The sequence below is a fragment of the Rhodococcus sp. NPDC076796 genome (assembly GCF_040702765.1).
Lineage (GTDB): Bacteria > Actinomycetota > Actinomycetes > Mycobacteriales > Mycobacteriaceae > Rhodococcoides.
This window is the reverse complement of the sequence record NZ_JBFBMS010000001.1, coordinates 1,023,302-1,048,144: the sequence shown is the minus strand read 5'-3', so window position 1 is coordinate 1,048,144 and position 24,843 is coordinate 1,023,302. Positions and strand designations below refer to the sequence as shown.

At 62.9% G+C, this 24,843-nt stretch carries 31 protein-coding genes; 11 read left to right on the top strand and 20 right to left on the bottom strand.

The window, feature by feature from the left end; all coding sequences use genetic code 11:
* The first annotated feature begins 20 nt into the window (after positions 1–20).
* A complete protein-coding gene (locus AB0366_RS04950; protein WP_366242935.1) occupies positions 21–965 on the top strand; it encodes a glycosyl hydrolase in 945 nt (314 codons plus the stop codon).
* A gap of 15 nt (positions 966–980) precedes the next feature.
* Here the strand turns inward: AB0366_RS04950 and AB0366_RS04945 are convergent, their stop codons facing one another.
* Positions 981–1,964 (bottom strand): glycosyl hydrolase, encoded by a 984-nt coding sequence (locus AB0366_RS04945; RefSeq protein ID WP_366242934.1) that lies wholly within the window; start codon positions 1,962–1,964, stop codon positions 981–983.
* A 215-nt stretch (positions 1,965–2,179) separates the two neighbouring features.
* On the opposite strand from AB0366_RS04945, the gene AB0366_RS04940 reads away from it, so the two are divergent.
* The 3 genes from AB0366_RS04940 (at position 2,180) to AB0366_RS04930 (ending at position 4,837) form a co-directional block, all read left to right on the top strand.
* Entirely contained in the window at positions 2,180–2,512 is a 333-nt protein-coding gene (locus tag AB0366_RS04940) for a type VII secretion target (RefSeq protein WP_366242933.1), read from the top strand.
* Positions 2,513–2,585: 73 nt separating this feature from the next.
* Positions 2,586–4,283, top strand: coding sequence for an alpha/beta hydrolase (locus AB0366_RS04935; RefSeq protein ID WP_366242932.1), 1,698 nt, complete (start codon positions 2,586–2,588; stop codon positions 4,281–4,283).
* Between the two features lie 8 nt (positions 4,284–4,291).
* A complete protein-coding gene (locus AB0366_RS04930) occupies positions 4,292–4,837 on the top strand; it encodes an LppA family lipoprotein (RefSeq protein WP_366242931.1) in 546 nt (181 codons plus the stop codon).
* Here the strand turns inward: AB0366_RS04930 and AB0366_RS04925 are convergent.
* Genes AB0366_RS04925 through AB0366_RS04910 form a run of 4 tightly spaced genes read right to left on the bottom strand, consistent with a single transcriptional unit; the run spans position 4,776 to position 7,273 of the window.
* Positions 4,776–5,267 (bottom strand): preprotein translocase, encoded by a 492-nt coding sequence (locus AB0366_RS04925; RefSeq protein WP_366242930.1) that lies wholly within the window; start codon positions 5,265–5,267, stop codon positions 4,776–4,778. The two genes, AB0366_RS04930 and AB0366_RS04925, sit on opposite strands and share 62 nt — an antisense overlap.
* Positions 5,255–6,031, bottom strand: coding sequence for a twin-arginine translocase subunit TatC (gene tatC / locus AB0366_RS04920; RefSeq protein WP_366242929.1), 777 nt, complete (start codon positions 6,029–6,031; stop codon positions 5,255–5,257). The genes AB0366_RS04925 and tatC overlap by 13 nt, the downstream gene beginning before the upstream one ends.
* Positions 6,028–6,255 (bottom strand): twin-arginine translocase TatA/TatE family subunit, encoded by a 228-nt coding sequence (locus tag AB0366_RS04915; protein WP_366242928.1) that lies wholly within the window; start codon positions 6,253–6,255, stop codon positions 6,028–6,030. Before AB0366_RS04915 ends, tatC begins: the two co-directional genes overlap by 4 nt.
* Positions 6,256–6,286: 31 nt before the next feature.
* Positions 6,287–7,273 carry an intradiol ring-cleavage dioxygenase gene (locus tag AB0366_RS04910; protein WP_366242927.1) on the bottom strand — a complete coding sequence of 329 codons (987 nt, stop codon included), beginning with the start codon at positions 7,271–7,273 and terminating at the stop codon, positions 6,287–6,289.
* 180 nt (positions 7,274–7,453) lie between these two features.
* On the opposite strand from AB0366_RS04910, the gene AB0366_RS04905 reads away from it, so the two are divergent.
* Positions 7,454–8,485 carry an ABC transporter substrate-binding protein gene (locus AB0366_RS04905; RefSeq protein WP_366242926.1) on the top strand — a complete coding sequence of 344 codons (1,032 nt, stop codon included), beginning with the start codon at positions 7,454–7,456 and terminating at the stop codon, positions 8,483–8,485.
* 170 nt (positions 8,486–8,655) lie between these two features.
* Here AB0366_RS04905 and AB0366_RS04900 read toward each other — a convergent pair whose 3' ends face one another.
* From AB0366_RS04900 to AB0366_RS04870, 7 genes are all read right to left on the bottom strand, one after another.
* Positions 8,656–8,796, bottom strand: a complete 141-nt coding sequence (locus AB0366_RS04900) for a hypothetical protein (RefSeq protein ID WP_366242925.1) — start codon at positions 8,794–8,796, stop codon at positions 8,656–8,658.
* Between the two features lie 9 nt (positions 8,797–8,805).
* Entirely contained in the window at positions 8,806–9,624 is an 819-nt protein-coding gene (locus AB0366_RS04895) for a hypothetical protein (RefSeq protein WP_366242924.1), read from the bottom strand.
* A complete protein-coding gene (locus tag AB0366_RS04890) occupies positions 9,617–10,519 on the bottom strand; it encodes an ABC transporter ATP-binding protein (protein WP_366242923.1) in 903 nt (300 codons plus the stop codon). Before AB0366_RS04890 ends, AB0366_RS04895 begins: the two co-directional genes overlap by 8 nt.
* The gene (locus AB0366_RS04885; RefSeq protein WP_366242922.1) at positions 10,519–11,451 is read right to left on the bottom strand and encodes a sporulation-delaying protein SdpB family protein; all 933 of its coding nucleotides are present in this window, start codon (positions 11,449–11,451) and stop codon (positions 10,519–10,521) included. Before AB0366_RS04885 ends, AB0366_RS04890 begins: the two co-directional genes overlap by 1 nt.
* A complete protein-coding gene (locus tag AB0366_RS04880) occupies positions 11,445–12,092 on the bottom strand; it encodes an SdpA family antimicrobial peptide system protein (RefSeq protein ID WP_366242921.1) in 648 nt (215 codons plus the stop codon). The genes AB0366_RS04885 and AB0366_RS04880 overlap by 7 nt, the downstream gene beginning before the upstream one ends.
* On the bottom strand, positions 12,079–12,801 hold the full coding sequence (locus AB0366_RS04875) for a hypothetical protein (RefSeq protein WP_366242920.1): 723 nt from the start codon (positions 12,799–12,801) through the stop codon (positions 12,079–12,081). The genes AB0366_RS04880 and AB0366_RS04875 overlap by 14 nt, the downstream gene beginning before the upstream one ends.
* 216 nt (positions 12,802–13,017) lie before the next feature.
* On the bottom strand, positions 13,018–13,623 hold the full coding sequence (locus AB0366_RS04870; RefSeq protein ID WP_366242919.1) for a GNAT family N-acetyltransferase: 606 nt from the start codon (positions 13,621–13,623) through the stop codon (positions 13,018–13,020).
* A 25-nt stretch (positions 13,624–13,648) separates the two neighbouring features.
* On the opposite strand from AB0366_RS04870, the gene AB0366_RS04865 reads away from it, so the two are divergent.
* Positions 13,649–14,824, top strand: coding sequence for a GAF domain-containing protein (locus AB0366_RS04865; RefSeq protein WP_366242918.1), 1,176 nt, complete (start codon positions 13,649–13,651; stop codon positions 14,822–14,824).
* A gap of 107 nt (positions 14,825–14,931) precedes the next feature.
* On the opposite strand, the gene AB0366_RS04860 is transcribed toward AB0366_RS04865, so the two are convergent.
* On the bottom strand, positions 14,932–15,621 hold the full coding sequence (locus AB0366_RS04860; RefSeq protein WP_366242917.1) for a methyltransferase domain-containing protein: 690 nt from the start codon (positions 15,619–15,621) through the stop codon (positions 14,932–14,934).
* A 177-nt stretch (positions 15,622–15,798) separates the two neighbouring features.
* Between AB0366_RS04860 and AB0366_RS04855 the strand changes: the two genes are divergently transcribed.
* Both AB0366_RS04855 and AB0366_RS04850 read left to right on the top strand, forming a co-directional pair.
* Positions 15,799–16,230 carry a hypothetical protein gene (locus AB0366_RS04855; RefSeq protein ID WP_366242916.1) on the top strand — a complete coding sequence of 144 codons (432 nt, stop codon included), beginning with the start codon at positions 15,799–15,801 and terminating at the stop codon, positions 16,228–16,230.
* 112 nt (positions 16,231–16,342) lie between these two features.
* On the top strand, positions 16,343–17,155 hold the full coding sequence (locus tag AB0366_RS04850) for an alpha/beta hydrolase (RefSeq protein WP_366242915.1): 813 nt from the start codon (positions 16,343–16,345) through the stop codon (positions 17,153–17,155).
* A gap of 79 nt (positions 17,156–17,234) precedes the next feature.
* Here the strand turns inward: AB0366_RS04850 and AB0366_RS04845 are convergent, their stop codons facing one another.
* The gene (locus AB0366_RS04845; protein ID WP_183130270.1) at positions 17,235–17,633 is read right to left on the bottom strand and encodes a type II toxin-antitoxin system VapC family toxin; all 399 of its coding nucleotides are present in this window, start codon (positions 17,631–17,633) and stop codon (positions 17,235–17,237) included.
* The gene (locus AB0366_RS04840; RefSeq protein WP_121871152.1) at positions 17,630–17,863 is read right to left on the bottom strand and encodes a type II toxin-antitoxin system Phd/YefM family antitoxin; all 234 of its coding nucleotides are present in this window, start codon (positions 17,861–17,863) and stop codon (positions 17,630–17,632) included. The genes AB0366_RS04845 and AB0366_RS04840 overlap by 4 nt, the downstream gene beginning before the upstream one ends.
* A gap of 159 nt (positions 17,864–18,022) precedes the next feature.
* Between AB0366_RS04840 and AB0366_RS04835 the strand changes: the two genes are divergently transcribed.
* From AB0366_RS04835 to AB0366_RS04825, 3 genes are all read left to right on the top strand, one after another.
* On the top strand, positions 18,023–18,967 hold the full coding sequence (locus tag AB0366_RS04835) for a GGDEF domain-containing protein (RefSeq protein ID WP_366242914.1): 945 nt from the start codon (positions 18,023–18,025) through the stop codon (positions 18,965–18,967).
* A gap of 214 nt (positions 18,968–19,181) precedes the next feature.
* The gene (locus tag AB0366_RS04830) at positions 19,182–19,508 is read left to right on the top strand and encodes a hypothetical protein (protein ID WP_121871150.1); all 327 of its coding nucleotides are present in this window, start codon (positions 19,182–19,184) and stop codon (positions 19,506–19,508) included.
* Between the two features lie 162 nt (positions 19,509–19,670).
* Complete coding sequence (locus AB0366_RS04825; protein WP_366242913.1) at positions 19,671–20,639, top strand: diiron oxygenase; 969 nt, start codon at positions 19,671–19,673, stop codon at positions 20,637–20,639.
* Here the strand turns inward: AB0366_RS04825 and AB0366_RS04820 are convergent.
* The 5 genes from AB0366_RS04820 to AB0366_RS04800 form a co-directional block, all read right to left on the bottom strand.
* On the bottom strand, positions 20,612–21,832 hold the full coding sequence (locus AB0366_RS04820; RefSeq protein ID WP_366242912.1) for a Fic family protein: 1,221 nt from the start codon (positions 21,830–21,832) through the stop codon (positions 20,612–20,614). The genes AB0366_RS04825 and AB0366_RS04820 overlap by 28 nt on opposite strands.
* 108 nt (positions 21,833–21,940) lie before the next feature.
* Positions 21,941–22,672: a TetR/AcrR family transcriptional regulator gene (locus AB0366_RS04815; RefSeq protein WP_366242911.1), complete on the bottom strand. Its 732-nt coding sequence runs from the start codon at positions 22,670–22,672 to the stop codon at positions 21,941–21,943.
* A 35-nt stretch (positions 22,673–22,707) separates the two neighbouring features.
* A complete protein-coding gene (locus tag AB0366_RS04810; RefSeq protein WP_366242910.1) occupies positions 22,708–23,232 on the bottom strand; it encodes a copper resistance CopC family protein in 525 nt (174 codons plus the stop codon).
* A gap of 27 nt (positions 23,233–23,259) precedes the next feature.
* Complete coding sequence (locus AB0366_RS04805; protein WP_032396178.1) at positions 23,260–23,616, bottom strand: metalloregulator ArsR/SmtB family transcription factor; 357 nt, start codon at positions 23,614–23,616, stop codon at positions 23,260–23,262.
* A 14-nt stretch (positions 23,617–23,630) separates the two neighbouring features.
* Positions 23,631–24,836 (bottom strand): MFS transporter, encoded by a 1,206-nt coding sequence (locus tag AB0366_RS04800; protein WP_366242909.1) that lies wholly within the window; start codon positions 24,834–24,836, stop codon positions 23,631–23,633.
* Positions 24,837–24,843 lie beyond the last annotated feature (7 nt).

Sequence of the window (24,843 nt, the reverse complement as noted above, 5' to 3'; positions counted from 1 at the left end):
GATCTAATCTGGGACCCCTTATGACCCGTTTCCGGACCTCGTTGCTCACGCTCATCACTGTGCTGTCCGTCGCGGTCGGAGGTTGCTCCTCAGCGCCCGATCGCCCGGAGCGCACGTTCGGTTTGTCCTCGGACGGCGAAAATGCCGGAGTGAAATCGGCTTTCGCCACCGGTGCGGAGCTGGGGCGAGAGCCCGAGGTGGTCAACTTCTTCGAGGCGTGGGCGTGGCAGCGTCCGCTACCGGTGGACACGCTCTACGAGATCCACAACCGAGGCGCGATTCCCGCCGTCACCTGGGAGCCGTGGGATCCGAACGCGGGCGAGTATCAGGACGGCTATTCGACGTCCCGTATCGCGGCGGGGGAGTTCGATGCCTACATCACCCAATGGGCCGACGCGGCAGCACAATTCGATCAGCCCATGCAGATTCGTTTTGCGCACGAAATGAACGGATCGTGGTATCCGTGGTCTGTCGACGGTTCGCGAAGTACCGCTGATGACTACCTCGACGCCTACCGACGCGTTCACGACATATTCATGCGCACCGGTGCCAACAAGGTGCAATGGGTGTGGTCCTTCGATGCCAGTAGTGGCCGAGCGGAAGGGTTGCCCGCCGCCGAGGCGTCGTACCCCGGCGACATGTACGTCGATCTGATCGGCATCGACGGATACAACGGAGGCGGCGAGGCGACGTTCTGGCAGACGCCGGACGAGGTCTTCGGCGGGGCGCTCCAGACAGCGAATGCAGTTGCGCCGGGCAAGCCGGTCTGGATCTACGAAACCGGAACCGGAGACCAGTTGGGCGACAAGCCCGCCTGGATCACCGACCTGTTCGAGTACCTGGACACGACCTCGGTCACCGGAGTGCTGTGGTTCGATTTCGACAAAGAGGGCGAGGCGAACTGGCGTCTGGACAGCTCGCCGGCCGCACTCGACGCAGCATCGGCCGCACTGTCTGCTTGGTAGTCAGTTTCTGGGCGCTCAGCTTCTGGGACGCGCGGCGAGAGCCGATGCCATGGCTGCGGCGGAGGCGGGACTGCTGTCGATGCGCCAGTCCACTTCCTTGTCCATGTGGAACCACAGGAACCCGGTGACGTCCGGTTGCGCGGCCAGGTACTCGATCAACCGGGTGATCCAGGCGGGCTTTGACCCACCGGCCTCGGCAGACGCGACCTCGCCGACGACGATGGGCTTGCCCGGGGCGAGTGCCCGCACCTGCGTCAGCCCGTCGCCGAACAACTGATCCGGGGTCTGCCATGCGCTCCACGACTGACTGGTTCCCCAGTTGTAGCCGTCGAGCCCCACCACGTCGACGTACTGGCTGCCCGGATAGACCACCGACATGGGAACCGCGTTGGGCACGTTGGGATTCCACACCCACTCGACGTTGACGGCACCGGCTGCGGTGAACAGATCGTGGACATGGCGATAGGCACGCACGTAATCACCGTCGGTGTTGCCGTTGACCCGATCTGCCCACGGATACCAATTGCCGTTCATCTCGTGCGCATACCGAAGCATCACCGGCTTCCCCCAATTTGCCAGCGACCGAGCCCATTCGGTGATGTAGGCGTCGTACCGACCCGAGGTGACGTCCGAGGACTGAAACTCGGGCTGTACGACGCCCGCACCCGCTGCCCAGGGCTCCCACGTGAGGAGAGTCGTCGACCCGCGTGCATCGGCGGCGTCGAGCTCGGCGATCGGAGCGGGCTGTGCGAAGTCCTTGTAGATCACCGCGAGCGACGCACGCTCACCGAGGACGGATTCGATCTGCTCCAACTCCCAGGTGGCGGACGGGCCGTTGGGATTGATGATGCCCAGACGCAGTGGTGCCGAAGAGATCTGTTGAGTTCGCGGAGTCATCGGAGACGACGATGCCACGACAGTCGAACCGAGGACGAGCGGGATGACGAGTGCGGCAGCTGCGACGCCGATCGTCCGCGCCAGCGACCTGGTGTTTGTCATGCTGTGACGGTAGTACTCCGGGCGTTGCCGCAGGTGGGAACCGATGCGTCAATTATGGCTCATAGCAACATGTTTGGCTGATTGATGGTTTCAGTCGGGCCGCGATACCGGTTTCGACGCACGAACGGTCGCAGGGACTGTTTGCCCGCACTCGTACGGACCGCGAGTATCTCGCCTGCCGTCTGTACTGTGGGCCCGGACATGATGGGGGAGTCATGACCGATGAGGTAACAGTCGATCCTGCGGTGCTATGGGCGGCCGCGTCGAACACCCGCTCTGTGGCCGACGACGCCGATCAGCGGCTCAGAGCCACCGAGGACGCGATGGCGGGATGCGGGCAGGGTTGGGGTCCGAGATCGCGTCCGGCATTCGTGGGGTTTGTCGACGAACTCGCGGTGCGTCGCCGCGCACTCGCGGATGCCTGCGAGAACCTGGCATCGGGCCTGGCGAGTGCAGCTCACGGCTACGAACAGGCCGACGATCTGACGCAGAGCAACGTCGTGGACGCGGCATCGGCAGGCCCGTCGGATTCGGGTTTGCGGTTGTAGACCCACACTCGCCCGGACGCGAATGATCTAATGTTCGGGGCCTGTGGGGACAGGCGAGGTGCTGGGGGGAGCCATGGATCTGACCGCGATCGACAACTGGGACATCGGCGCGCTCGAAGCAACCGAATCCTCGCTCACCACGCGAGTGGACGCACTGACCACTGTTCAGGCGGATCTGGCACACCTGTCGACGTTGCCCGGTTGGAACGGTGAGGCCGCCGCCACCGCCCGCGGCGCATACGGGATGACCCAGGACGAAGTGAACCGAGAAGCCGTCGAACTCGGTGCGTGTCGAACACTCGCCCGGCGGACTGCCGATGCCGTCGCCCACCTCAAAACGCAACTCGCCGCGCTGCGGGCCACGGCCACAGGCAATCTGATGCTCATCGCCGCAGACTGCTCCGTGATCGACGCGTCGTTCGCCGTGCTGCCGACCGACCCTGTGGCCCTCGCCGCTCGCGAGCAGATCAAACGAGAGTTGCACGACGGTGCGCATGCGATCGTGATGCAGGCCGCCGATATCGATTCCGATGGTGCACAGGTACTTTCGAGCATCGCAGCCGGGACGCTGCCGCCCGGCGGAACCGACCTGACCTCGAGTCTCGATGCGGGCTCCCGGTTGGGCGAGCTCTCCGCACCGTACCCACCGGAGGGTGCGAGTCCGCAGCAGATCGACGCGTACTGGGATGCTCTGCCGCAGGTGCAGCGCGCCGAGATGATCGCCGAACATCCCACTGTCATCGGCAATCTCGACGGCATCCCGTCGGCCGCGCGCAGTGAAGCGAACATCGGTCAGATTCCCGGCGATCGCGAGCAACTGCAGAAACTCGAAGCAGAGCTTCGGGCCAAGGTGGACGACAGCATCGGAGGCGGGCTGTTCTCCAACGACGACGCAGGCCTGAAGCTGGTGCAGAACAAGCTCGCCAGTCTCGACGCCATCGACCGGACGCTCCGCGATCACCCCGATGCATTGCTGACGGTGTACGACGTGAACAATCACGAAAGAGCCCTTGCCGCAATCGCTATCGGCAACCCCGATACGGCCGACCACGTCACCGTCACCACTCCCGGGCTGAACACGACGGTGAACGGATCTCTGACGTCGATGGTGAGCGAGGCGGATCTGCTCAACACCGAGATGACGACTCAACTCGACCGCGCGGGTCGCCCCGACGAGAGCGTCGCCACCATCGCTTGGATCGGCTACGAACCACCGCTGGGGCAGGGTCGTCCGGGTCTGTTCGACGCAGCCGACGGATACACCGACGTGATGTCCGACGACATCGCGACGCAGGCAGGTGCCACGCTGGCGTCGTACTATCAGGGCCTCGACGCGGCGTCCACGGTCGGTAATCCGCACATCAGCGCGTTCGGGCACTCCTACGGATCGTTGACCACCTCGGAAGCCTTGCAGCAAGGCGGTTCCGAGGTGGTGGACAATGCCGTGTTCTACGGCTCACCCGGCTTGAACGCGGCCGGCACATCGTCGATGGGAATGCCGTACGAGCACGTGTGGGCGATGGACGCCGACTCCGATCCGGTCACGTGGGCGGGCCACCTCGGCCCACTCTCACCCTTCGAAGCCGGACCGTACAACAACAATTACCAACAACTCTCGTCCGACGCCGGCGTCAGCGCAGACGGAATGCTGCGTGACGGAGCATCGGGTCATTCCGAATACACCAGATCAGGGGACAATGGCATGCTACGAACGTCGGGATACAACCTCGCGGTCATCGGAATCGGAAGACCGGATCTGGTGATGCAGTGAGAAGCGCAATGATTCGCGTCGCCGTGATGGCGCTGGCAATGGCCGGTCTCGTCGCCGGATGCAGTACCGATGTCGAGGAGCCGACGGTGAATGATCAGGACGTTGCAGCGATCAAGGACGCGTTGTATGCGAAAGGCACTGCAGAAGAGGAACTTGCGCGCCTCGAACCGCTGGTGATCGAGATGGCGGACGCCGTTGTCGGCGTGGTGCCGAACCTGACGTGGTTTCGCAACCGCGACGAGCGAAGGATTTCATGCGAGGCCGTTCCCGGTGACCCGAGCAGCGCCTCGGCCCTGACGCTACGCAACGTCGTGTTCGATGGACCGATCCCCGACGACGCATGGCCGCAAGCACTCTCGCGGGTACAGGACATTGCTGCGCGCGTCGGGGCAACCGAGCTGCAGGTGCGAGCCGATGGTCCGGGAAACCACGATGTGCTGATGGTCGGCGACGACAAGGTGCAGTTCGGTCTCGGGACCCTCGAGGCCGGTGTCATCTCCGCTCGAACCGGTTGTCATCTGACGTTGTCGGATCAGGACCGGTACTCGAAGTAGCGGCTTCGGGCTGCCGTTGTGCGGCGATGCGACGGGGATCGTCCTGGGGTAGTGAGTCGATGAGGATGCGTCGGGGATGCGACGACGGCCCGGTGATGAGGTATTTCTGGCCGGGTCGTACGCGGGCTGCTTCGGCGAGCACCTGTTCCGATGGGGGATCGGTGTCACGCAGGGGTTCGGTGTCACGCAGTGCGTCGTGGACGATGCGGCGAGGGTCGTACTGCCGCAGGTTCATCGATTCCCATTCGGAGCGTCGGAGCGGAACACCCATGTCTGCTTCGGCGGCGGTGCGGGTGGTGTCGACGAAGTGGCGCACGGTGCGGACGGCGCGAGTGAGTTGGTGGGCGTATCCGGGTAGTCGGGAGGGGCCGAGGACGAACCCGGCGATGATCGCGACCAGGAACAGTTTTTCGAAGGTCAGGCCGAACATGAGGTGAGCTCCGGTTTCGGTGATGTCAGGGCGCGTCTGTCGTGTACTTCGGTGATGACGATTGCTGCTCCGAACAGTGTTGCCATCGGAACTGCGACGAGGAACATCGACAGGACGTCGGCGGCGGGCGTGACGAGTGCACTGAACAGTGCGATGGCGACGACGCTGATGCGCCAGCTGCTGCGTAGCCTGCGTGCGGAGAGGATGCCGAGGCAGTTGAGCATCACCAGTAGGGCCGGGAGGACGAAGGCGATGCCGGTGGCCAGCACGATCTTCATGACGAAGTCGACGTAGTACGAGGCGTTGAGGATGGTGCTGTCCTGGTCGGAGGAGAAGCCGGCGAGGACGCTGACCATGCGGGGGAAGATGGCGAACCCGAACACGCAGCCGGCGACGAACAGCGGGGCTGCGGCGGCGGAGAATCCGTACACGTACTTCTTTTCCCGACGCGTCATGCCGGGGGTGAGGTAGGCGAAGATCTCGCGCAGCCATACGGGTGACGAGACGATCACGCCGGTGAACAGCGCGATCTTCAGTTCGAGATCGAAAGCGCCGGTGACGGTTTCGAAGTTGAGGCTGGCCTGGCGAGTGAGGGCGAGCTCTTCGACGGGTGCACGCAGGATGTCGAGGATCTGATCGGAGAGAGCGAATCCGATTGCAATGCCGACGAGCAGCGACACCGCCGCGCGTATCGCGCGACGACGTGCCTCGCGCGCATGCCCCGCAAGAGGCATCACTCCCGGCGCGGCGGTGGCTGTGCTCATGACGTGTGTCGGTACGGAACCGGCGTGGACGCAGCGTCGGCGAACACCGGTGCCGTCGTGTCGTCACGTGTTGCGGACTTCTTCTCCTCGCGCACTTCGTCTTTCAGGATTCGCAACGACTGGCCGACGCCCTTGGCGAGTGAGGGGAGCTTGGTGGAGCCGAACACGAGCAGCAGGATGGCGAGGACGATGAGAGCGTGCCAGCCGGTGAGGTTGTGCAACATGGTGATTCCTTCGATGGTGTGAGGTTTGTGATCAGTTGGTGGGTGCGATGCCGGCGGGTGGGCCGCCTGCCGGGGGTTGTCCGCCGTTGGCTCCGCCGCCGCCGGATGGGGCTGCGCCGGCGGTGGGTTCGGTGGTGGTGTCGATGGCGACGGCGAGCGATCCGACGTAGCCCGCGGTGGGGTCGCCCGAGAACGATCCCATCTGCAGGTCGTAGCCGTCGCCGAACACATTGTCGTTGTCGAGGCTGCCGAGCTGGGCGAGGTTCTGCGCCGATCCCGGGTAGGTGTCGAGCTGGTAGATCGCGTCGAGCATGTCCTGTGGAAATGCGATCTGGGAGGTGGCGATGGCATTGTCTGCGGTGGTCGCCGAGGCCGCGTCGGGATAGACCTCGAAGTGGATGTGGGTCCAGCGGCCGCTGTAGCAACCGGGGACGATGGTGTCGAAGGTGGCGGTGCCGTTGGCGTCGGCAGCTTGAATGCCGCGCAGGTACGTCTCGTCCTCGACCCCTTCGGAGTACATCGAATACAGGCCTGCCGCATCGCATTGCCACATGTACACGGCGGCGTTCTCGAAGGGGCGATTGTCGTTCGCCATGTCGGTGAGAGTGAGGCTGAGCGAGAGGGGCACTCCGGTGACGGTGGTGCCGCCGTCGAGGCTGGAGGTGATGTCGCGGCGAACGATGCCCGATTCTTCGAGCACGTTGACGCCGTTCGAGCCGTCGGCCGGGTAGGGGCCGTTGGTCTCGTCGGGGATCTCGCTCGTGGCAGCGGTCGTGGTGCTCGACGCGGTTGCCGTTGTGGCGGTGGTACTTCCAGAGCTCGACGTGCTCGAGCAGGCAGCCAGGGCGAACGCGCCCGCGCCCGCGCCGACGAGGGCAAGAACGCGGCGGCGGGTCACGAGGGTGGTGATATCGAATCCTGCACCCTGGTCGACGACCTCCTCGGTGGGGCGATCGAGCAGCCGGCCCTCGTAGGCGGGTCCGTCGGGTGTGGCGGTGGGCTCGGGGATACGGGTCATCGTCGTGGGTCTCCTTCGATGTGGCACTGAATGATTCGGTAGTGCCAATACTCTGGGACGTTGCGGTGAAGACCCTGAACCTCCGCTGCGAGGTTCCTGTGAGCGGTGTAGCCGGGTTTTGCTACGGAAGTAGCTAAGGCTAACCTGAGTACTAACTGCTCTCCGACTTACAGGACTTCGATGACTCACCGTGCAACCACACGCTTTGCTGCCGTGTTCACCGCAGTGGCCGCCGCCTCCATCGCGCTGTTCGGCTGCAGCTCCACCGATACTGCGGAGGACCCGGCCGACGCGTCGTCCAGCGGCTCGTTCCCATTGACCGTGCACCACATGTACGGAGACACCACGCTGGACGCGGTGCCCGAACGCGTTGCGACCTGGGGGTTCGGTACCACCGACGCGGTGCTCGCCCTCGGGGTCGTCCCGGTGGCGATGCCGTCGGCCGAGTACGGCGGAGGTGACGATCTGATCTATCCGTGGGTGTCCGACGCAATCGAGTCGTCGGGCGGTCCGGCCCCGGTTCTGCTCGACAACGTCACGGACGCACTGTCCGTCGAGAAGCTTCTCGCCACCGACCCCGACGTCGTACTCGCCCCGCACTCCGGACTGACGCAGGCTGAATACGACGCGGTGACCGCAGCCGGAGTTCCCGTCATCGCCCCGCCCGAGGAACTGTGGTCGACGCCGTGGCGCGATGTCATCACCACGACGGGTGACGTCCTCGGCGTGCCGGACAGGGCACGTGATCTCATTGCCGATCTGGACCGCAAGGTTCAGGACGCAGGCGCTGAGCATCCCGAATTCGACGGGCGCACAATCGCATACGTGTCCGAGGCTGCCGACGTCTACTACCTGCTGCTGCCGTCGGACCCGAGAGTGGAGCTGCTCGAGAACCTCGGCTTCGCCTCGCCGGCATCGGTGACAGGCCTCGCGACCGACGATGCCACCTATTCGACCACGGTCTCGGCCGAGAACATCTCGAAGATCGACGCAGATGTGGTGTTCACTCAGGTCGACACCGATGACGCCCTGCAGCAGTTCCTCGATTCGCCTGTCTCACGGCAGATTCCGGCAGTCGCCGCCGGTGCAGTGGCAGGATTCGTCGGCCAGGAAGCCGGAGCTGCAGTGGGCCCGACGGCACTGTCGATTCCGTACTTCCTGCCGACCCTGGTCGACGGACTTGCTGGGGCTATCGCGGTATCCGCGAACTGACCCGAACTACTGCGTCGCGCAACGTCTTCGAGTGCACACCGATACCGCAGTCGGTCCTGGAACGCTCGTGAGAGGTCGTCGCACGACGACACACTGCTCCTGCTGATGGCATAGGTCGGCGCGTTTCGTCGTGGCAAACCTGCCGTACTCGTGACGAATCAACTGTTTGCTCAGTTGAATACTGTCGTCGTGACAGTGACGATCGCGATTACTCCGATGACCAGAATCGTCCAGCCTTCCCATGTGTGTGGGCTGATGCCCCAGCCGACATTCTTTGCGCCGAACCATTCGCGGGGTGGGTTGAATTTCATTGTGCTCTCCTAGTTTCCGATGAACTTCTCTGATTGGAACCGTGTAGTCGCTATGAGGTATGCGGCTACGGTGACGGCAGTGAGGATGACGATGCCGACGATACATCCGGCTCTGATCGAGCTAGCGGGGACGATGAGGTAGACAACTGATGCGAGGATCCCCGGTGTCATTCCCACTGCTGCTACCGGCCCGCGTCCGCCGGTGACGTTTCCACCGCTGGGGAGGGCGAATGTAGGGGCGGCGCAGCACAGGGCGCAGGTTGTGGTTGCGCTGCATATGGCAGTGACAAGCGGTAGGACGATGAAAAGGACGAGATACCATGGGTCCGGCGCGATGGTGAGCGAATGTGCTGCCAGCGTTATTGCGATCAGCGCGGTGCCGAGGATCATTGTTGTTGTCCACAAGAGTGTCGCGAGTATGACCGAAAGCCCGATCACGGCCGTTGCTATGTCTTTGGTTCGATAGCGTGCAGCGAGCAGAATTTCGACTTCCCCCCGTGTCTGCTGGGTGGACAGGAACGTGTGAGTTACAGCAGCTGCTCCAATTCCGGCGAGAAACCCGGCCAATAGAGGCACCATCTGGATCGCGCCACCGATGTTTGCGGCGTAGGGCTCGGCAATGCCGTTCGCGTAGCCGGCTTCGGCCATCACTTCGAGACCGTTTGTTCCGGCGTCGTTTCCGTTGATTCGTGGCATGAAGACGAGCAGGAGAACGCCTCCATAGGGCAGTAGGAATCTGAGTAGCTGAAACTTTCTCTCCTTACTCGTTCTCCACAGATAGGCACGTGCGAGTGACCGGGTGGACGGGGCCGTGCAGGCGTCAGTCATGGAGGTTCCGGTGCTCGAGAAGGGCACTGAGCGCTTGCCCTGGGTCGACGCGGTACAACGGGAATCCCGACTGCACAGAGGCCTCGACGAGATCGGCCACGGCACTGCGTGTCTGGACTTCGACGGTGCAGGATGAACCGCTGTCGGAGCGTGTGATGAGCATTTGGTGTAGCTCGTGCTCGAGGAAGGACGCGAAACCTGGTACCGACTCGAATTCGACGATTGCCCCCACGGTCGGTGATGTCACGAGGATGTCCTCGAGCGCTTGGTGGAGCACAACGTGTCCGGCGTCGAGAACGAGGATTGTGCTCGCAATGCTCTTTATCTGATCGAGATCGTGAGAGGACACGATCACAGTCGCAGCGGCATCGGTTGCGATGCGGAGAAGAAGCCGGCCGATAAGTCCACGGGTGGGAGGATCGACGTTCGCGAACGGTTCATCGAGTACGAGCACGTGCGGATCGACGAGGAGCATTCTGGCCAAAGCAACCCTCTGACGCTGCCCTCGGCTCAATGTCGAGACCAGTTGTTCGGCGATGCCAGCCAAATCGAGGCGATCGAGTGCCGTTGCGATCGCCCCATCGGCAGTCGACTTCTCGATTTCTGTCGCTCTGGTCCAGTATCGGAGATTGTCGGTGACGGTGAGGGTTTCGCTGAGAGCCGGGCGATGCCCGAGGTAGCCGTAGCGAGTGTGCGTCGCACCATCGACCGTGACCGCTCCGGAGCTCGGTTGGAGGACCCCGGCAAGTATGCGCAGCAAAGTCGACTTGCCTGCCCCGTTGGGGCCGATGATCCCGTGGACGCCCGGCCCGAAAGAAGTAGTGAATCGGTGAAGTGTGTCGCTGCTGTTGGCGCGGTATCGGAATCGCGCGTCGCAGGCGGTGACAGCCGTCATCAGCGCACTCCTGTAGTCGAACAGGCCGAGGGTGCGATGCCGGTCGATGAGGTCGAAGGTTGCGGTAGTCGGCGTTGTCCGTAAGTTGCGACCACCACGGACCCGATCATCACCAAGGCGAAACTCCATAGCCCCAAGGTGACGATGATGCCGATGTGCAGGAACAAATCCAGCCCCAGAGCAAGTCCTCGATAGCGGTGAACGACCAGCAGTACACCGATTGCAATCTCGACCAACAGGCTTCCCCATGTCATTGCCACGGTCGCAGCTGCATTCATGGTGAGGGCGTGCCACAGACCAGCGCCGATTCCTTCTGCACCGAACAGTCTGTCTCGGACGTAGTAGTACTCAGCCGACCCGTCGGCCCATTCTGCGACACCGAATTTGGCTATGGCCGAGTAGATGTAGATGTAGCCCAACTGGAGCCGCAACAGCAGCATGCAGGCGTATGCGATCGATCGCACGGAGTCGCTCGAGGGTGCTTGCGTCGTGGTCCAGTGCCAACGGCGTCCGTCGATCAGGGCAAGCGGCACCAGTAGCGCGGTGACGATCTGCGCGATCGAGTCACCGCCGTCGGGTAGAGAGATGCTGGAGAGAATGGAGAGCGATATCCACGCATGGGGGATTCCGGTCAACCGCGGTCTCCAGCCCGACATGACGACGGCGAGTAGGGCCGCTGCAATGTACTGCTTCGCGACAAGGTGAGTGTCGCCAGCGACACAGAATAGCGACACGCTGTTCATCCCCGCGCAGTGTGGAGCTGGGGGCTGGTCGAGTAAGGATGCGAACAGCGCGGGCGTGGTCGTTCCGAGAAGCACCGTCAACTGTGCAAAGGCAACGAGAGAGCGTCCGATCCCGAACCCCAGCGTGCGGGAGTCGAATGTGTGAGCACGGGCACCGAGAGTCCTCAGCGTGTCAGCAGCGATCAACATTGGACTCGAACTCGTGCCGTACGGAGAACCCAAGGTTGATCTTGGCGCGACTGTTCGCGAAAGCTCCACGGAATCAATTTCTCCTCGGTAAGAAGCACTTCCCCGCACACCGTGCGCGTCCGTGTCGAACTGTCGATGTTCATCACGTCCGCTGCCTGGTCTATGCAGCTGTCGAGATAGTCGTTGCAGTCGGACCACGTTGCCTGGTGACCCAGGATCGCCAACTCCGCGCCTTGGGCACGTTGAGTGCGCGATAGCCCGAAAGCGTTGCGGGGCAGGGACTGCGGTGTAGAAAGCAGGCTCTCGGTTGAGCCTAGCCGGTAAGCGCCGTACTGAGACGATTGCGGGTCCTTGGTGAAGAAACCCCACTTCTCAGGTATCTGAGTTGCGAAGAAAGTACCCACCCCAGGGGCAGTGGTCGGTGTCCACAGCAGATTCGCTGGAAGCGAGAAGAACACCGCAGTGCCGAACAGAGCAGTCAGCACTGTCATCGACAGCACGAAGATCGAACCTGTACGTACCGAGCGGGTTGCGTCGCCGTGCCCGTACTCCTGCTCGCCAGCAATTGTCTCTGACGAGCAGGAGGTGTCGCGGGCAGTCTCGGGTTCGAGATCCGCGTGTTCAGAATCAGGCAAAGACATCAGCCACGGTGGAGACGGCTCGGCTCTGTTCGAGGTCACTGACGTTGCCGGTGAAGCGGTAGAAGACAACCCCGACGAGCTCGAGGGCTCCGACCACAGTGGTAACCACTGAGATCGCTTCCACCGCCTGGTTGGAAATTGCAACGTTGTCGTGGATGTAGAACGTACCGTCGGCGCGTGCTGCCTGGTCGGTACTGGCTGGTTGCTGTTCGGCCACCGCTGTCGTGTCGGTAGCGAAACTGCGCAGCGCGGCCTGTGTGCGCATGGGGTCATGCGACGTCAGTCCGGGTATGACCTTCGACTCGAAGGTTGGATCCACCTGTCGGAGAAGTTCAGTGAACGCGTCGACGTCTTCAGGGGAAGGGGTCGACGCCGGGGTTCGACCAAAAAGCGCTCGCACAGCATCGGGATGCTGATCGGCAAGGGGGCCGGAGCCGAACGCGAAAAGGTCGACGAGATCGTGGGTGCTGTACGGCGCGGCCGGTGCAGCGGACTGAGAAACATCGGTGTTTGCAGGACTGGCCTGTGCGGTTCCAGTACTCGCAGCGAAGGCTCCTGCGGCAGCGAGAATCGCCAATCCGGCCGCGGAGACGCGGCGACGGTTTTGTACTCGGATCATTGTGTCGTAGACCTTTCGTCGAAGCGATAAGGCACGTCGCAACTCGGGCTGGTCAACTGGTGTCACATTGCACCCGGTGGTGAAGTACACAGGGTGGGAGACAACAGCATTGACCCCAGGGCTGGACATACCGAACAATTCCGCAACGTCCGGGCCGTCTGAGACTGGATCCGGGAAACCCTTGATGGGCGCGTGGGCCAACCATACAAAAGACGATGACAGTTCGCAACAGTAAAGACTTGGTTTCGCTAAGCACAACGATAAGTCATATATGAGAACTCGACCTGGGTGGGAACGGTGATCCTTTTAACGAGGGCTTCGCCACATTGACGCCAAATTGCTTCCGTTGGGTAGTGAAAACCGTTCTGAGACAGTGAATCCAAACTTCTCATAGTAGGTGACATTGGCGGGATCAGTGCACACCAGATATGCCGCGAGGCTATTCTCGTCGCATTGGGCGAGCTTATCGGCGATCAGCTCTTTCGCTGCACCGAGGCCGCGATGGGCGGTGGCGCTACCCACGTTGGCAAGGTACCAGTGCCTCGCTACTGGATGGTGTGCATCGAGTATGGCCCGAATCCTCAATGCCATCGCAGTTCTCGCTCGGAGCGCTGCCACCAATCCGGGTAGTGCACGCAATGTCGTCGCTGTGGGCGGCTTCCACAGCGACGGGCCGTCCCACACCGACACCGCTGACACTTCGCCTGCCTCGGTCGACGCGTACCGAACACCGCCGCCGGACAGATGGAAGTGCCGGAGAGAGGTCGCGAAGTACGACGGCAATGCCGTATGGCGTGCACGCTCACGAGGCCAGATGCCGACCATCAAGGGATCGTCGCAGAACGCTTCTGCCAGGACGTGCGCGCACCGATCGATATCGTTGGGCCGGGCAGTGTAGATGCGGTAGACCATAGGCTCATATTGCCCGCGGACGGCAGTGGCCGCCAGATCGACGACGAACCTGTGCGAAACCCGCGCTGCAATGGTTCGAGATATTGTGGCGAACGTGACCGACCTACATGATGGGGACCAACCATGGCTACTACTGGAGACCTTGCAAGCGGGTCAGCCCACAGTCGTTGCCTCAGAGGGGCGTTCACGGTCCAGATCATCATTGGCCCGCGCGCTGAAGAGTCGGCTGGGGGGTAAGTCCGCTGCGCAGTTATGGAACGAGATCGTTGCCACCGTCGAACGTGTCCGAGTCCAGTCGACGACTGTGGAGGTAATTGTCGACATTGCCAACCGTGCAACCAGGATCGCTGCCCATCCGGTGACTGGAATCGACGGTGTCGTTCACGGAGTGCAGCTATTGGTCGCAGACGCCCGGTTGGTCTCTCCGCCCATTGGTCCCGAACGCGCGGTAGCGATCATCTTCGAGCCGCAGACCCGCTCGGTCGTCATCCGGCCCGACATCGCCGCCTCTGTGATCGACGCAGGTGAGCGAACTTCGTTCACCCTCCCAGAGCTGTTCAGGCACATCCATGTCGATGACTCTCTCGCAATGATCACCACATTGCTCGCCCGGCCCCAGAACACCGGCGACACCTGGGACGGTCTCATGACAGCGCGCATGGGCAACGACGACATAAGACTTCACGCCGTCCTGAGCGCCACGGATGACGCGCGCTGGCGAGGGCTTGTCCATATCGTGAACGACGATCACGGCGCCCCACCCACACTGGAAACCGCAGCCTTGACCGCCCTTGGAACAGTCACACCTCATACAGCTCTCGCATTGATCGACATCACCCATTCGCGGTTGGTTCGCTGGCTGACTGATCCGGTACCTGGAATTCAATGGAAAGGAACAGTCGACAACCGCGATACGCCACACCCGGCAGACGTCGAGCGCATCTTCGTGGCAGCTCGAGAAATCTATACAGACAGGGCCGCGCGCGTCGCAGTGGACAACATCAGACTTCGACGCGTGGATGGTGGCTGGACCGTCGTGGATGCCGTCTGCTCGATTCTGCCGTCCGCCGATGCTCGAGACAACGAGTCACCCTTGGCCCTGGTGCATTTCACCATCAAGGGTCATAGAGACGACCCAGACCCTGTCCCGTCGTCCGACCAAGGCCGACCCAGTCCTTTTCTCGCTTCCAAAGTCCAATGACCACGGACTGTCGCCTGGAAAAATTCTCCAAGGCGAGTAGTGCAGTCCAATGCTTGCATCGTGCAGTCGTCTTCTGAAACTTGCAGATAGCTTCGAGAATGTGGAAATCAGTAGTTTTTGTCACGTAAGACTGCTTTCGATAAAGATTTTGGAATCCCAAGCGATGCTGCTGGCCTTGTGTAAGGGGTGGTGCGCGTGACCCGAACCACCGCGTCGCGCAACGTTTTCGAGTGCACACCGATACCGCCGACGGTCCTGGAACGCTCGAGTGCGGTGTCGATGCGCCACGAGGAGGCGTCGAACAGGGCGGTGATGTCTTTCGTGGTGACGGTGGCCTCGTGCGGTGGTGCGCCCTCGTGTGAATGATGTTGTGCGCCATCGTGCAGATGCCCGACGATGAGCAGTGAACCGCCCGGCGCAACCCACTGCGCGATGTGTCGATAGAAGTCCAACTGCGGAATCGACGGATGCGCGTAGTGGGTCATCACCAGATCCCATCGCTCGGTCGGGTTCCATGACGTCAGGTCGGCTTCTATCCAGGTGACGTCGACACGAGCCGACTCGGCCTGCTTCGCGGCGGCGTCGAGGGCAGCGGCGGAGATGTCGGCACCGGTGACTTGCCAGTCCCGCTCGGCGAGCCAGATCGCTTCTGCTCCGGTGCCGCATCCTGCGTCCAACACGGTGCCGGGCGTCAATCCGGCTGTTTCCTCCACGAGATACGGATTCGCGGCGACGGTATTGGATGTTCTGTCATCCCAATGGTGCTGCCAATAGTCCTTGTCGAATGTGTGCGTCATTGCAGGGTCCTCTCGGTTCGATGTCCTCGAGTCGAGAGTGGCAGCCCATCGCTCATACGGCAAGCTACCTTGCCACTTCGGCAAATCGGTACGAATGTACGACTTTCGGGAACCATCCGTCGTCGCCGAGCGTCGAAGGGGTGGGGGTAGTCGGTCGACGATGGGGGACGTTCGAGCATGACGAAGTGGCGAGAAGTGACGAGCATCGAGTGCCAACAGGATTTCGACGACCTGCTCGACGTCTGTATCGACATCGCAGCCGAACGGATCAGTGAGAACTGGGGACTGCACCCGGTGGCCGTCGTCAACGCCATCTCCGGCGGGCAGCGGGTGCTCGCGCCGCTGCAGTCGGAGGGAGGCGGGGCATCGAACACGGTGATGCACGAGCAACTCGTGCACGACCTGCGAGCCGTCGCCGGAGATCTGCGGTCGTACGCCATCGTCTCCGACGTGACCGGCGAGGAGGCGTCGGGCACATATCTCGAGGTTCTGCTCGAACACCGCGAATACGCGATGCGGATACTCGTCCCGTACCTGATGCCCGACGCCACGACCTTCGATCTGGGTCCGACGAAAGCCTCGATGGGTCAACGGCTTCTGTGGGGCTGAGCGTGAAGATGGCGCAGGATCGAAGCCGGTCGAACCTGCAGGCATCAGCTCATCGGGATTGCGATACCAATCGGTATGCTCGGGCACATCGGGGCTCGAAGGGGCAGGCAGAATGCGGAGGCGATCGATGTCGAATCAACCCGTTCGGATTGTCGGCGACGGCGGTCCTTCGGTCGTTCTATTGGCCGGAGGGGCTGAATCGGTCTCGGATTTCTTCCCTGGTCTGGTCGACGAACTTGTGTCGAATCGTCGGTGTCGGGTTGTGCTGTACGACCGACCGGGAGTGGGTCGCAACACAACTCCTGGACAACTGTCCGGTGCGAGCGCTGCGCTGCATGCGATGCTCGAAACGAACGGTCTCGGTCCTGCTGTGCTGATCGGCCAAAGTCTCGGGGGTGCTGCCGCGCTGCTGCTCGCCAGGGATTATCCCGAGGATGTTGCAGGTCTCGTCCTGCTCGATCCGTCTTTGGTGAACGATGTGAACCTGGCGAAATCGACCGAACGTGCGGCCCGTGCGGCGGCCTTCCTCTGCCGCGTACCGCTGGTCGAGAAGCTGTTCGACGCCCAGTTCCGTTCGTACGGTGCCAAGTTGGCAGACCGACGCAACCTCAGTTCGGACGATCGGTCGGCGTATGCCCAAGCCGCCGCGGTCGATATCCCCAAACTTCGTGAGGCAGTGCAGGGCTTGGCAGAAATCGCACAGGACTTCCGCGAGAGCGATCTTCCGCGCGTGCCGTCGGCGGTCGTTACCGCCGATCGAAAGAAGTCCTCCAAAGTGTTCAGGGCGCATGCACGCTTGGCCGAGGCTCTCGGTGCCCACTTGCATCAGTGGCCGGGTGCAGAACACGCCGTTCATCTGACCAATCCTTCAGAGGTTGTCGACGTCTGCAGACAAGTTCTAGGAGAAGTCGATCTCAGGACCTGATGCCCGACGCCACGACCTTCGATCTGGGTCCGACGAAAGCCTCGATGGGACAACGGCTTCTGTGGGGTCGTGAGTGCTGTCAAGCGCGCGTATCGAGTGTCGACGTCAGTGCCCCGTCGAGGACGACTCGGTCGCTGGTAGCGATAGTGAGGTTTCGACGTAGTGCCTGGGCCACGATCATCCGGTCGAACGGATCGTTGTGAGCCCAGTCGAGTTGGCCGGCCGCCGACGCGTCTGCGGAGTCGATGGCGAGTTCGGTCGCGTTCATCCCGGTCAACCTTTCGGCCCACGTCGACAACAGAATCTTGCCGTCGAAGCGCCCGATTCGAGTCTTGATCGCGATCTCCCATGCCGAGGCCGCCGAGACCACCAGTTCGTTGCTCTGATCGGCGAGTGTGCTCCGCGCGTCGTCGGACATCCTGCTGGAATCGGTGACGAGCCACAGCAGTGCGTTGGTATCGAGAAGGAACGATGTCACGCCGGCGTTTCCCAATCGGACAGTTCTGTCGGGGGCAACGGTTCGTCGAACGATTCCGGTACGACGAGACCACGCAGCTGGCCGAAGACGCGAGGCTTGGGTCGAGTCGGTGTCAGTACCGCGACGGGTCGGCCGTGATTGGTGATCGTGATCGAAACGCCGGTTCGCTCCACCTCGGCCAGAATCGCATTCAGCCGCGTCTTGGCTTCTGTGCTGGTGATCGTCCTCATGTCGCGAGTTTAGACCAGTGCGACTGGTCCGAATAGTGTTGTCGTCGAATTCGACTTCTCGTCGGGTGCGAAATGTGTCACTCGATATACCTCGACGGGTAACGCGGTCGGTGTAACAGCGATGGACGGTCTGTGATCCCCCGGCGAGAGCGGCAAGCGATGCCGAATGCTGTCGCGTCGGTGATGGACGGACGTCGCCGAGTTCTCGCGTCGCTGCTCGCCTTGCTCATGGTGGTGTATCTCGTGGCAGTCTTCGCATCGAGGTTCGATACCAACGGGGCCGGTGCAGTCGGCGAGATGTGGGCCTCGGCAGTGGCCGCAATCGGATTGCTGGCGCTGGCAACTCAGCGGCCCAACCCCGTGCGGCAGGGAATTGCCATCGCGTGTGCAGCGGCGGCACCGGCCCTGACCATGGTCTTCCACGAGTACGTCGAAGGCCAAGTGTGGGCGCTGATACCGGCGATGTTCCTCGCGCTCTACCTGCGGGCGACCTACCGCGTAGTACTGGCTCGGGTGCTGTGCATCGCGCTCGCCGCGCTCTCGACCACAGCGCTGCTGCTCTCTCCGGCCCCGGTGCCGATTCTGTGGGCAATCCTCTACGTGGTGTGCATCCTCGGAGCTGCCGAGATGTTCGGTGCCCTCGGTGCCGACCTCATCGCCGGCGCTCTGCGAGACCCGCTGACGGCCACGTGGAACCGCGCAGGATTCACCTACGCGGCGGCGAACCTCGCTGACGGCGCTGCCCGTCGGTGGGAGAACATCGCAGTCATCGTGTTCGACGTGGACCACTTCAAAGCAGTCAACGACAGACAGGGCCACGCCGCCGGCGACCGCGTACTCACAGAAGTGGCCGAGCGACTGACGAACAAGGCCCCCGCCGGAAGTGTGGTCGCCAGACTCGGCGGTGACGAATTCGCCGTCCTCGTCGCCGGACACGACGCAGAGCAGGTCGACGCTCTCGCCCAGGAACTGATCGAGGGACACCCGGTGGGAGTCACCTACGGAGCGGCGCTCGGTGATCCGAACGCCGACGTCCTCGATTCCTTGCTGCCCCTCGCCGACGCCGACATGTATCGACGAAAGGCACTGCGCCGCAGTGGTTGATGTGTTCGGCCCGGATTTCCCGCAAACGCGCGCGCATTCGCCAGATGCGCGCGAACTAGGCCCGGATCGGTGGCGAATCCGGACGCGTTTCGGAAGTGCGCGCGCGTTTGCGGAACCGGGGCCGAGCGCGCCCATCGGCCCCATCCAGGGGATTGGCACTCTCAACCGCCGAGTGCCAAAATGGAGGCACATTCTCACTCGAAAGGAGTCCGCAGTGACCGTCACCTCTCCCCACTTCGATACACGTGATTCGGACGACGACATGCCACCGAAGTGGTGGAATCGGCGCATTCGTACCCGCGCACAGGTGACCGAATACGCCGTGATGTTCGGTGCGCTGTCGATCGTCTCGTTCTGGGCCGCGGGCCTCGGTATCGCGGCAGGACTGATTGCCGTCGCCTCTGCACTGTGGGCCGATCGCAGCCCCGACCTCTCCGGCCCGCCCGCCGATCGCAGCGACACTGCGCTGGCTATCGGCACCGGAATTCTCGGAATCATCGTCGGCGTGGGATTCGTGGTGATGGTGCTGCCGCACTGGTGATGGAGCGCCTGCCTCGAGGCCGGTCGACCGCAGTGCGGTCGGCCGGTTTCGTCGTTTCGAAGAACATTTCTCATGTATCTGCGACGGAGCGTTGCACCAACCCGTTTTATGTGTGACGCTGTGTTGCGTACACATTGTTCGGACGCAGGCGGAAGGACCACCATGACTGCAGTCGACGACGCACGGACGCTCTACCGAGACAGGCTGCACGCTCTGTCGACGGCATCGGTGCATCAGCACTTCGACGCCTTCCTCGACATCCCCTGGGATGAGCCCGAATACGCGATCGTTCCCAACGATCCACGCTGGGTGCTACCGGACGCGGACCCGCTCGGCCACACCGACTGGTACAAGTCGCTTCCCCTGGACCGACAGATTCACATCGGGATGTACCGCCAGGCCAGCATGGTCAAGGTCGGCCTGCAGTTCGAGCAGATCCTCATCAGCGGACTCATGCAGTACGCCCTCGCGCTGCCCAACGATTCACCCGAATTTCGGTACTCGACGCACGAGGCAACCGAAGAGTGCCACCACACCCAGATGTTTCAGGAACTGGTGAACCGCATCGGCATCGACGTGCCGGGTGGGCCCGCGTGGTTCCGTAAGGTCGTGCCGATGCTCACGGTGTTCGCCGCTCGATCGGCACCGTTCGGATTCTTCGTCGGCGTCCTCGCGGGAGAAGAGCCGATCGACCACATGCAGAAGGGCGTCCTGCGCGCCGGTAGCGTCGGACACCCCTTGGTGCAGCGCGTGATGCAGATTCACATCGCCGAGGAAGCCCGTCACATCGGCTTTGCGCATCAGTACCTCGAGCACAAGGCCCCGCGGCTCGGACGCTTCGAGAAGGCATCGATCTCGATACTCATGCCCGTCATCATGCGACTGCTGTGCGACGTGATCATGAAACCGAGCAAGCAGATGCGACGCGACCTCGACATCCCCGACGAGGTAGTAGACGCCGTCTGGTGGGACAGCGACTCCTCGCGAAAGGCATTGCGCGACACCTTCGGTGACGTCCGAATGCTGGCGGGCGAGCTCGGGCTGATGAACCGCGTGTCCCGACGCGTCTGGCGCGCCCTCGGCATCGACGGACGCCCCTCGCGCTACCGCAGTGAGCCGTCGTTCGGCTGAGCTGATTGTGGGGGGATCGAGCGTTTCCCGATGGTGAGGCTGAGCGCATCGAGTTCGGCCAGCACAGCCGTGGCAGCCCAGATCTGGTTGCGCTTGCTGGCTGTCAGTACCTCGAGCACGCCTGCCTCGGTCAGCCGAGCGAGGGCGCGATAGGTACTCGCATCGGTAGTGCCGGTGATCTGGCCGGCCGTGTCCGCGTTCAAGATCGGGGTGTCGAGCAGGGCGTCGATGATCTTCGCGTCCGCCGAATTGGCGCGGGGTCGCGCGGTGGCGCGCCAGTGTTCGGGAAGTTCGGCCAAGGCCTGGGCCGAGTCCTGGGCGGCGTAACTGGACACGGTCGCCGCGTGCGCGACGTACTCCACGAATCCATCTGCGTCACCGGCGCGGTAGTCGGTCAGTCTGTCGAAGTAGCGGCCTGTGTCCGCAAGCATCACCGATGCCAGAGGGACGGTCACTCGTCCGGTCAACCCGCGTCGACGCAGGATCGCGCTGATCAGAGCGCGGCCGATGCGGCCGTTGCCGTCGGTGAACGGGTGGATGGACTCGAACTGGGCGTGCGCGATCGCGGCCTGAGCGAGTATGGGCAGATCTGTTCGATTGGCAAAGGCGAGCAGATCGGTCATCAATTCGTGGACGAGTTCAGGCGGAGGTGGCACGTACAGGGCGTCGATCGGGGTGTAATCGCTGCCCCCGATCCAGTTCTGCACGTCGCGAACGATGCCCGAATCGCGCGCGGTGTAGAAATCCGGTGCCATCAATAATCTGTGCGCGGTCGTGAGATTGTCACCGGTGATCGGACCTTTGCCTGCGGCGTCGACCATCGCCGCCAATGCATGCACGGCCGCAAGTTGAGATTTCGCCTCGGCGTTGGATTTACCTCCTGCGAACGCCTTGCCGAACGCTCGCCAGCCGGCGTCGATGTGCTCGATCTTCGACGATGCCACCGACTCGCTTCGGAGCAAAAAATCGGACAGAGGAGCCAGGTGCTCGCCGAAACCCGCCTCCAGTCGTGCAACTGCAATGATCGCCTCTTCGTTGGCCCGAGCAACCGAGCCGGACAGATCGCAGTGCGTTTCGCCGATCATGGGTGGAATGGACACTTCGACGTGTTGCAGCGTGCGATCGGCCCGCGAACCTTGACGCCGACTCGGCTTCCAGGCCCGCGACTCGACGCGGTGTGGCGACCAGATCATTGCTGCCCCCATCGTCAGAAAACGCGATCAGTCCGGCCTTAAATATACTTTGATAATATCAAAGTATTCTATGCGGCCGAATGGTTGCGTTTCCCGCCGCTTTCGGTGCTACCGCAGTAAGCCGTCGTTCGGCTGAATCTCGTCGACGACGCTTTCGAGAGGCACCTGCGGGATCGCGATCCCGCGGGATGCTCCGAGGCCCTTGACCTGCAGCCAGATGGTGTCGGCCAGGAACGTCGCAAAATGATCGAGCCCGGTACGTGATTCGGTCTGCCCACTCCAACTGCGCACCGCACCCATGCAACCGGAAACGAGGCCCGCCACCCACGGCCGCACCAGCGACCAGTCGTCGGTGGTCAAGTCTGCGTGCACCAGCGACAGGAACGCGGCGACGCTCACTTCCAACTGCTCGGCCAGTAGAGCGTTGGTCTCCTCGAGGGGCGTGGGCGACTCGGCACTGACATCCTGCTCGACGAATCGCGTCCACGCGGGATGCTCGGCCACCCAGCGCACGTACGTGCTCACCACTCGATGCACCACATCGCGAGGCGTTCCGGTCAACGCGAACGACGTGACCAACGTGGCCGTCAACTCCGAGCAGATGGCCCGCTGAATGGCCGTGTCCAAGTCGGTGCGATCACGAAAATGCCGGTACAGCCCGGTGCGATGCACCCCGGCCTCGGCGGAAATCTGAGCGGTGGTGAGCCGCTCACCAGGAGCGATATCGCGCGCCAGAACCGTCATGGCCGCGTCGATGATATGGCGTCGACGATCGGTGTTGTGCTGTTCCCAACGCCGCTTGCGGCCATCGGACGTCGGGCGGGGGCCACCGTCACTCATGCTGCATGGTCTCACGTCCATATCGGATGAGGACGTCAGTTGCTGCGATTACGAAGCGCGAACAGAACCCCCGCTGCGGCGACCACGGCCACCGCTGCCCCGATGGGCCAGAGAGGGAATCCACTGTCGGTCTCTTCCACGGCGGTTGAGGTTGTTTCGGTTGTGGCCGGCGCTGCGGGTGCTGCCGACGTCGGGGACGATGAGGTGACTTGGAACGGAATGCTGCCGGTGATCGGATGCCCGTCGGCGGAGACCACTCGGTAGCCGATGGTGTACTCGCCGCCGGCACCGAGCCCGTCCAGATCGACGGTCACCGTGCTGCCGTCGACGACGGGATCCGATGCGGCCCAATTCATTCCGTCAGATCCGACGACGGTGACGGTGGCGAAGTTCTGTGAGACGGACTGGTTGAACGTCAGGGTCACCTCGTCCGGCGCGGCGTCGAGCACGGAGTTCTCGGCAGGGTTGCTGGACTGCAGAGTTGCATGCGCAGCTGCTGGGGCGATCGACAGTGCCGTCGCGGTGAGAATGGCGGCTGCGATCACGGCGAGGCGTTTCATCGGGTGCTTTCTTGTTGTGGTCCAGGGTTATTCGTGCGGGGGCTCGCCGGTGACCTTGTGGTCGGCGAAGTTGAGGCCCTCACGAACGAGACGGGCGAGGTGACCGTCGGCCAGGCGGTAGATGACGTTGCGACCGTCGCGTCGGGTCTCGACAAGTCCGGTGAACCGGAGCTTGGCCAGATGCTGACTGACGGCGGTGCGGGAGGTTCCGGTGGCTGTGGTCAGTGCGCTGACGTCCGCGGGGCCTCGGTCGAGTAGCCAGAGGATGTGCAGTCGGGTGGGGTCGGAGAGCATCCGAAAGGTGTCGCTGGCCGTGGCCAGGCGCGCGGAGTCCGGTTCGACGGCATGGTCGAGACTGATGCGCGGTTCCTTCTTCGGTGGCATCGAACGTCGTCTCCCTACGCGGAGGCGACCACCGACATTCGGGAGCGACTCCACAGGCGTGCTGCGGACAGTGCCGCAAGTGTAGCCAAGCCCGTGAGCGCCATCGCCGCGGCGAACAGTCCGAACTGCGCCCCGACCCATCCCGCTATCGGATAGGTGAGCAGAAACGCCGCGTGCGACAGCGAGAACTGCGCCGTGAAGATGGACGTTCGGGTGCTCTCGTCGGATTCACGACGCAGAATCCTCGCCGACGGCGTATTGATCATCGACGTCCCGACGCCCAGCACCGCCCACGTCGTGGCCAGTGCAACCCAGGCGGCCGACCCACCGTTCAGGGTCGTCACGAGTGTTGCTGCGGCAGTTCCCGTCACGGCTACCGCGGCCCCGGTGAGCATGAGGGTGTGATCGCTGATGGATCTGACGGCTCGCGGGATGAACAGTGCGGCCACCATCGAACCGGCACCGTAGAAGCCCAGAGCGATGGCCAGCTGGCTGTTCGATCCTCCGAACAGATCGCGGACGTAGACCACGGAGTTGACCACCACGAGAGCTGTCGCCGCCGCGACCACCGTGTTCAACGCGAGCAGTCCCTGCAGTTCGGGATTTCTGACGAACCTCGCGACGCCTGTTGTCGGTCTTTGGATCTTGGTTGCGACGTGTCTAGGTAGTGCGGTGTTGACCACCAACACCGCGGAGACGACGAACCCCAGAGCTGTGCCGACGAACAGCGTGTGGAAGCCGATGACCGTCAACAATGCAGCGGCGATCAGTGGGCTGAGCAGTGATTCGAGGTCGTAGGCGAGTCGCGAGAGCGTCAACGCGCGGGTGTACTGCTGCGCGTCGGGCACCACGGACGGAATGACGGCCTGGAAGGTGGGAGTGAAGGTGGCCGACGCCGCCTGTAGAACGAAGATGAGTACGTAGACCTGCCACACCTGATCGACGAAGGGCAATGCCAGCGCGGTGAGCGCCCTGACGACGTCGGCGGTAACGAGTACGAGCCGGCGGGGGAGCGTGCTGGTCAGTGACGAAACAATCGGAGCGACAAAAACATACGCGATCATCTTGATCGCGAGAGCGGTGCCGAGCACTGCGCCGGCGGCACTGCCTGCGATGTCGTACGCGAGCAGCCCCAGCGCCACCGTCAACAGTCCGGTGCCCAACAACGCGACGACCTGTGCGGTGAAGAGGCGTCGGAACGCGGGAATGTCGAGCAGCATGGCTTCA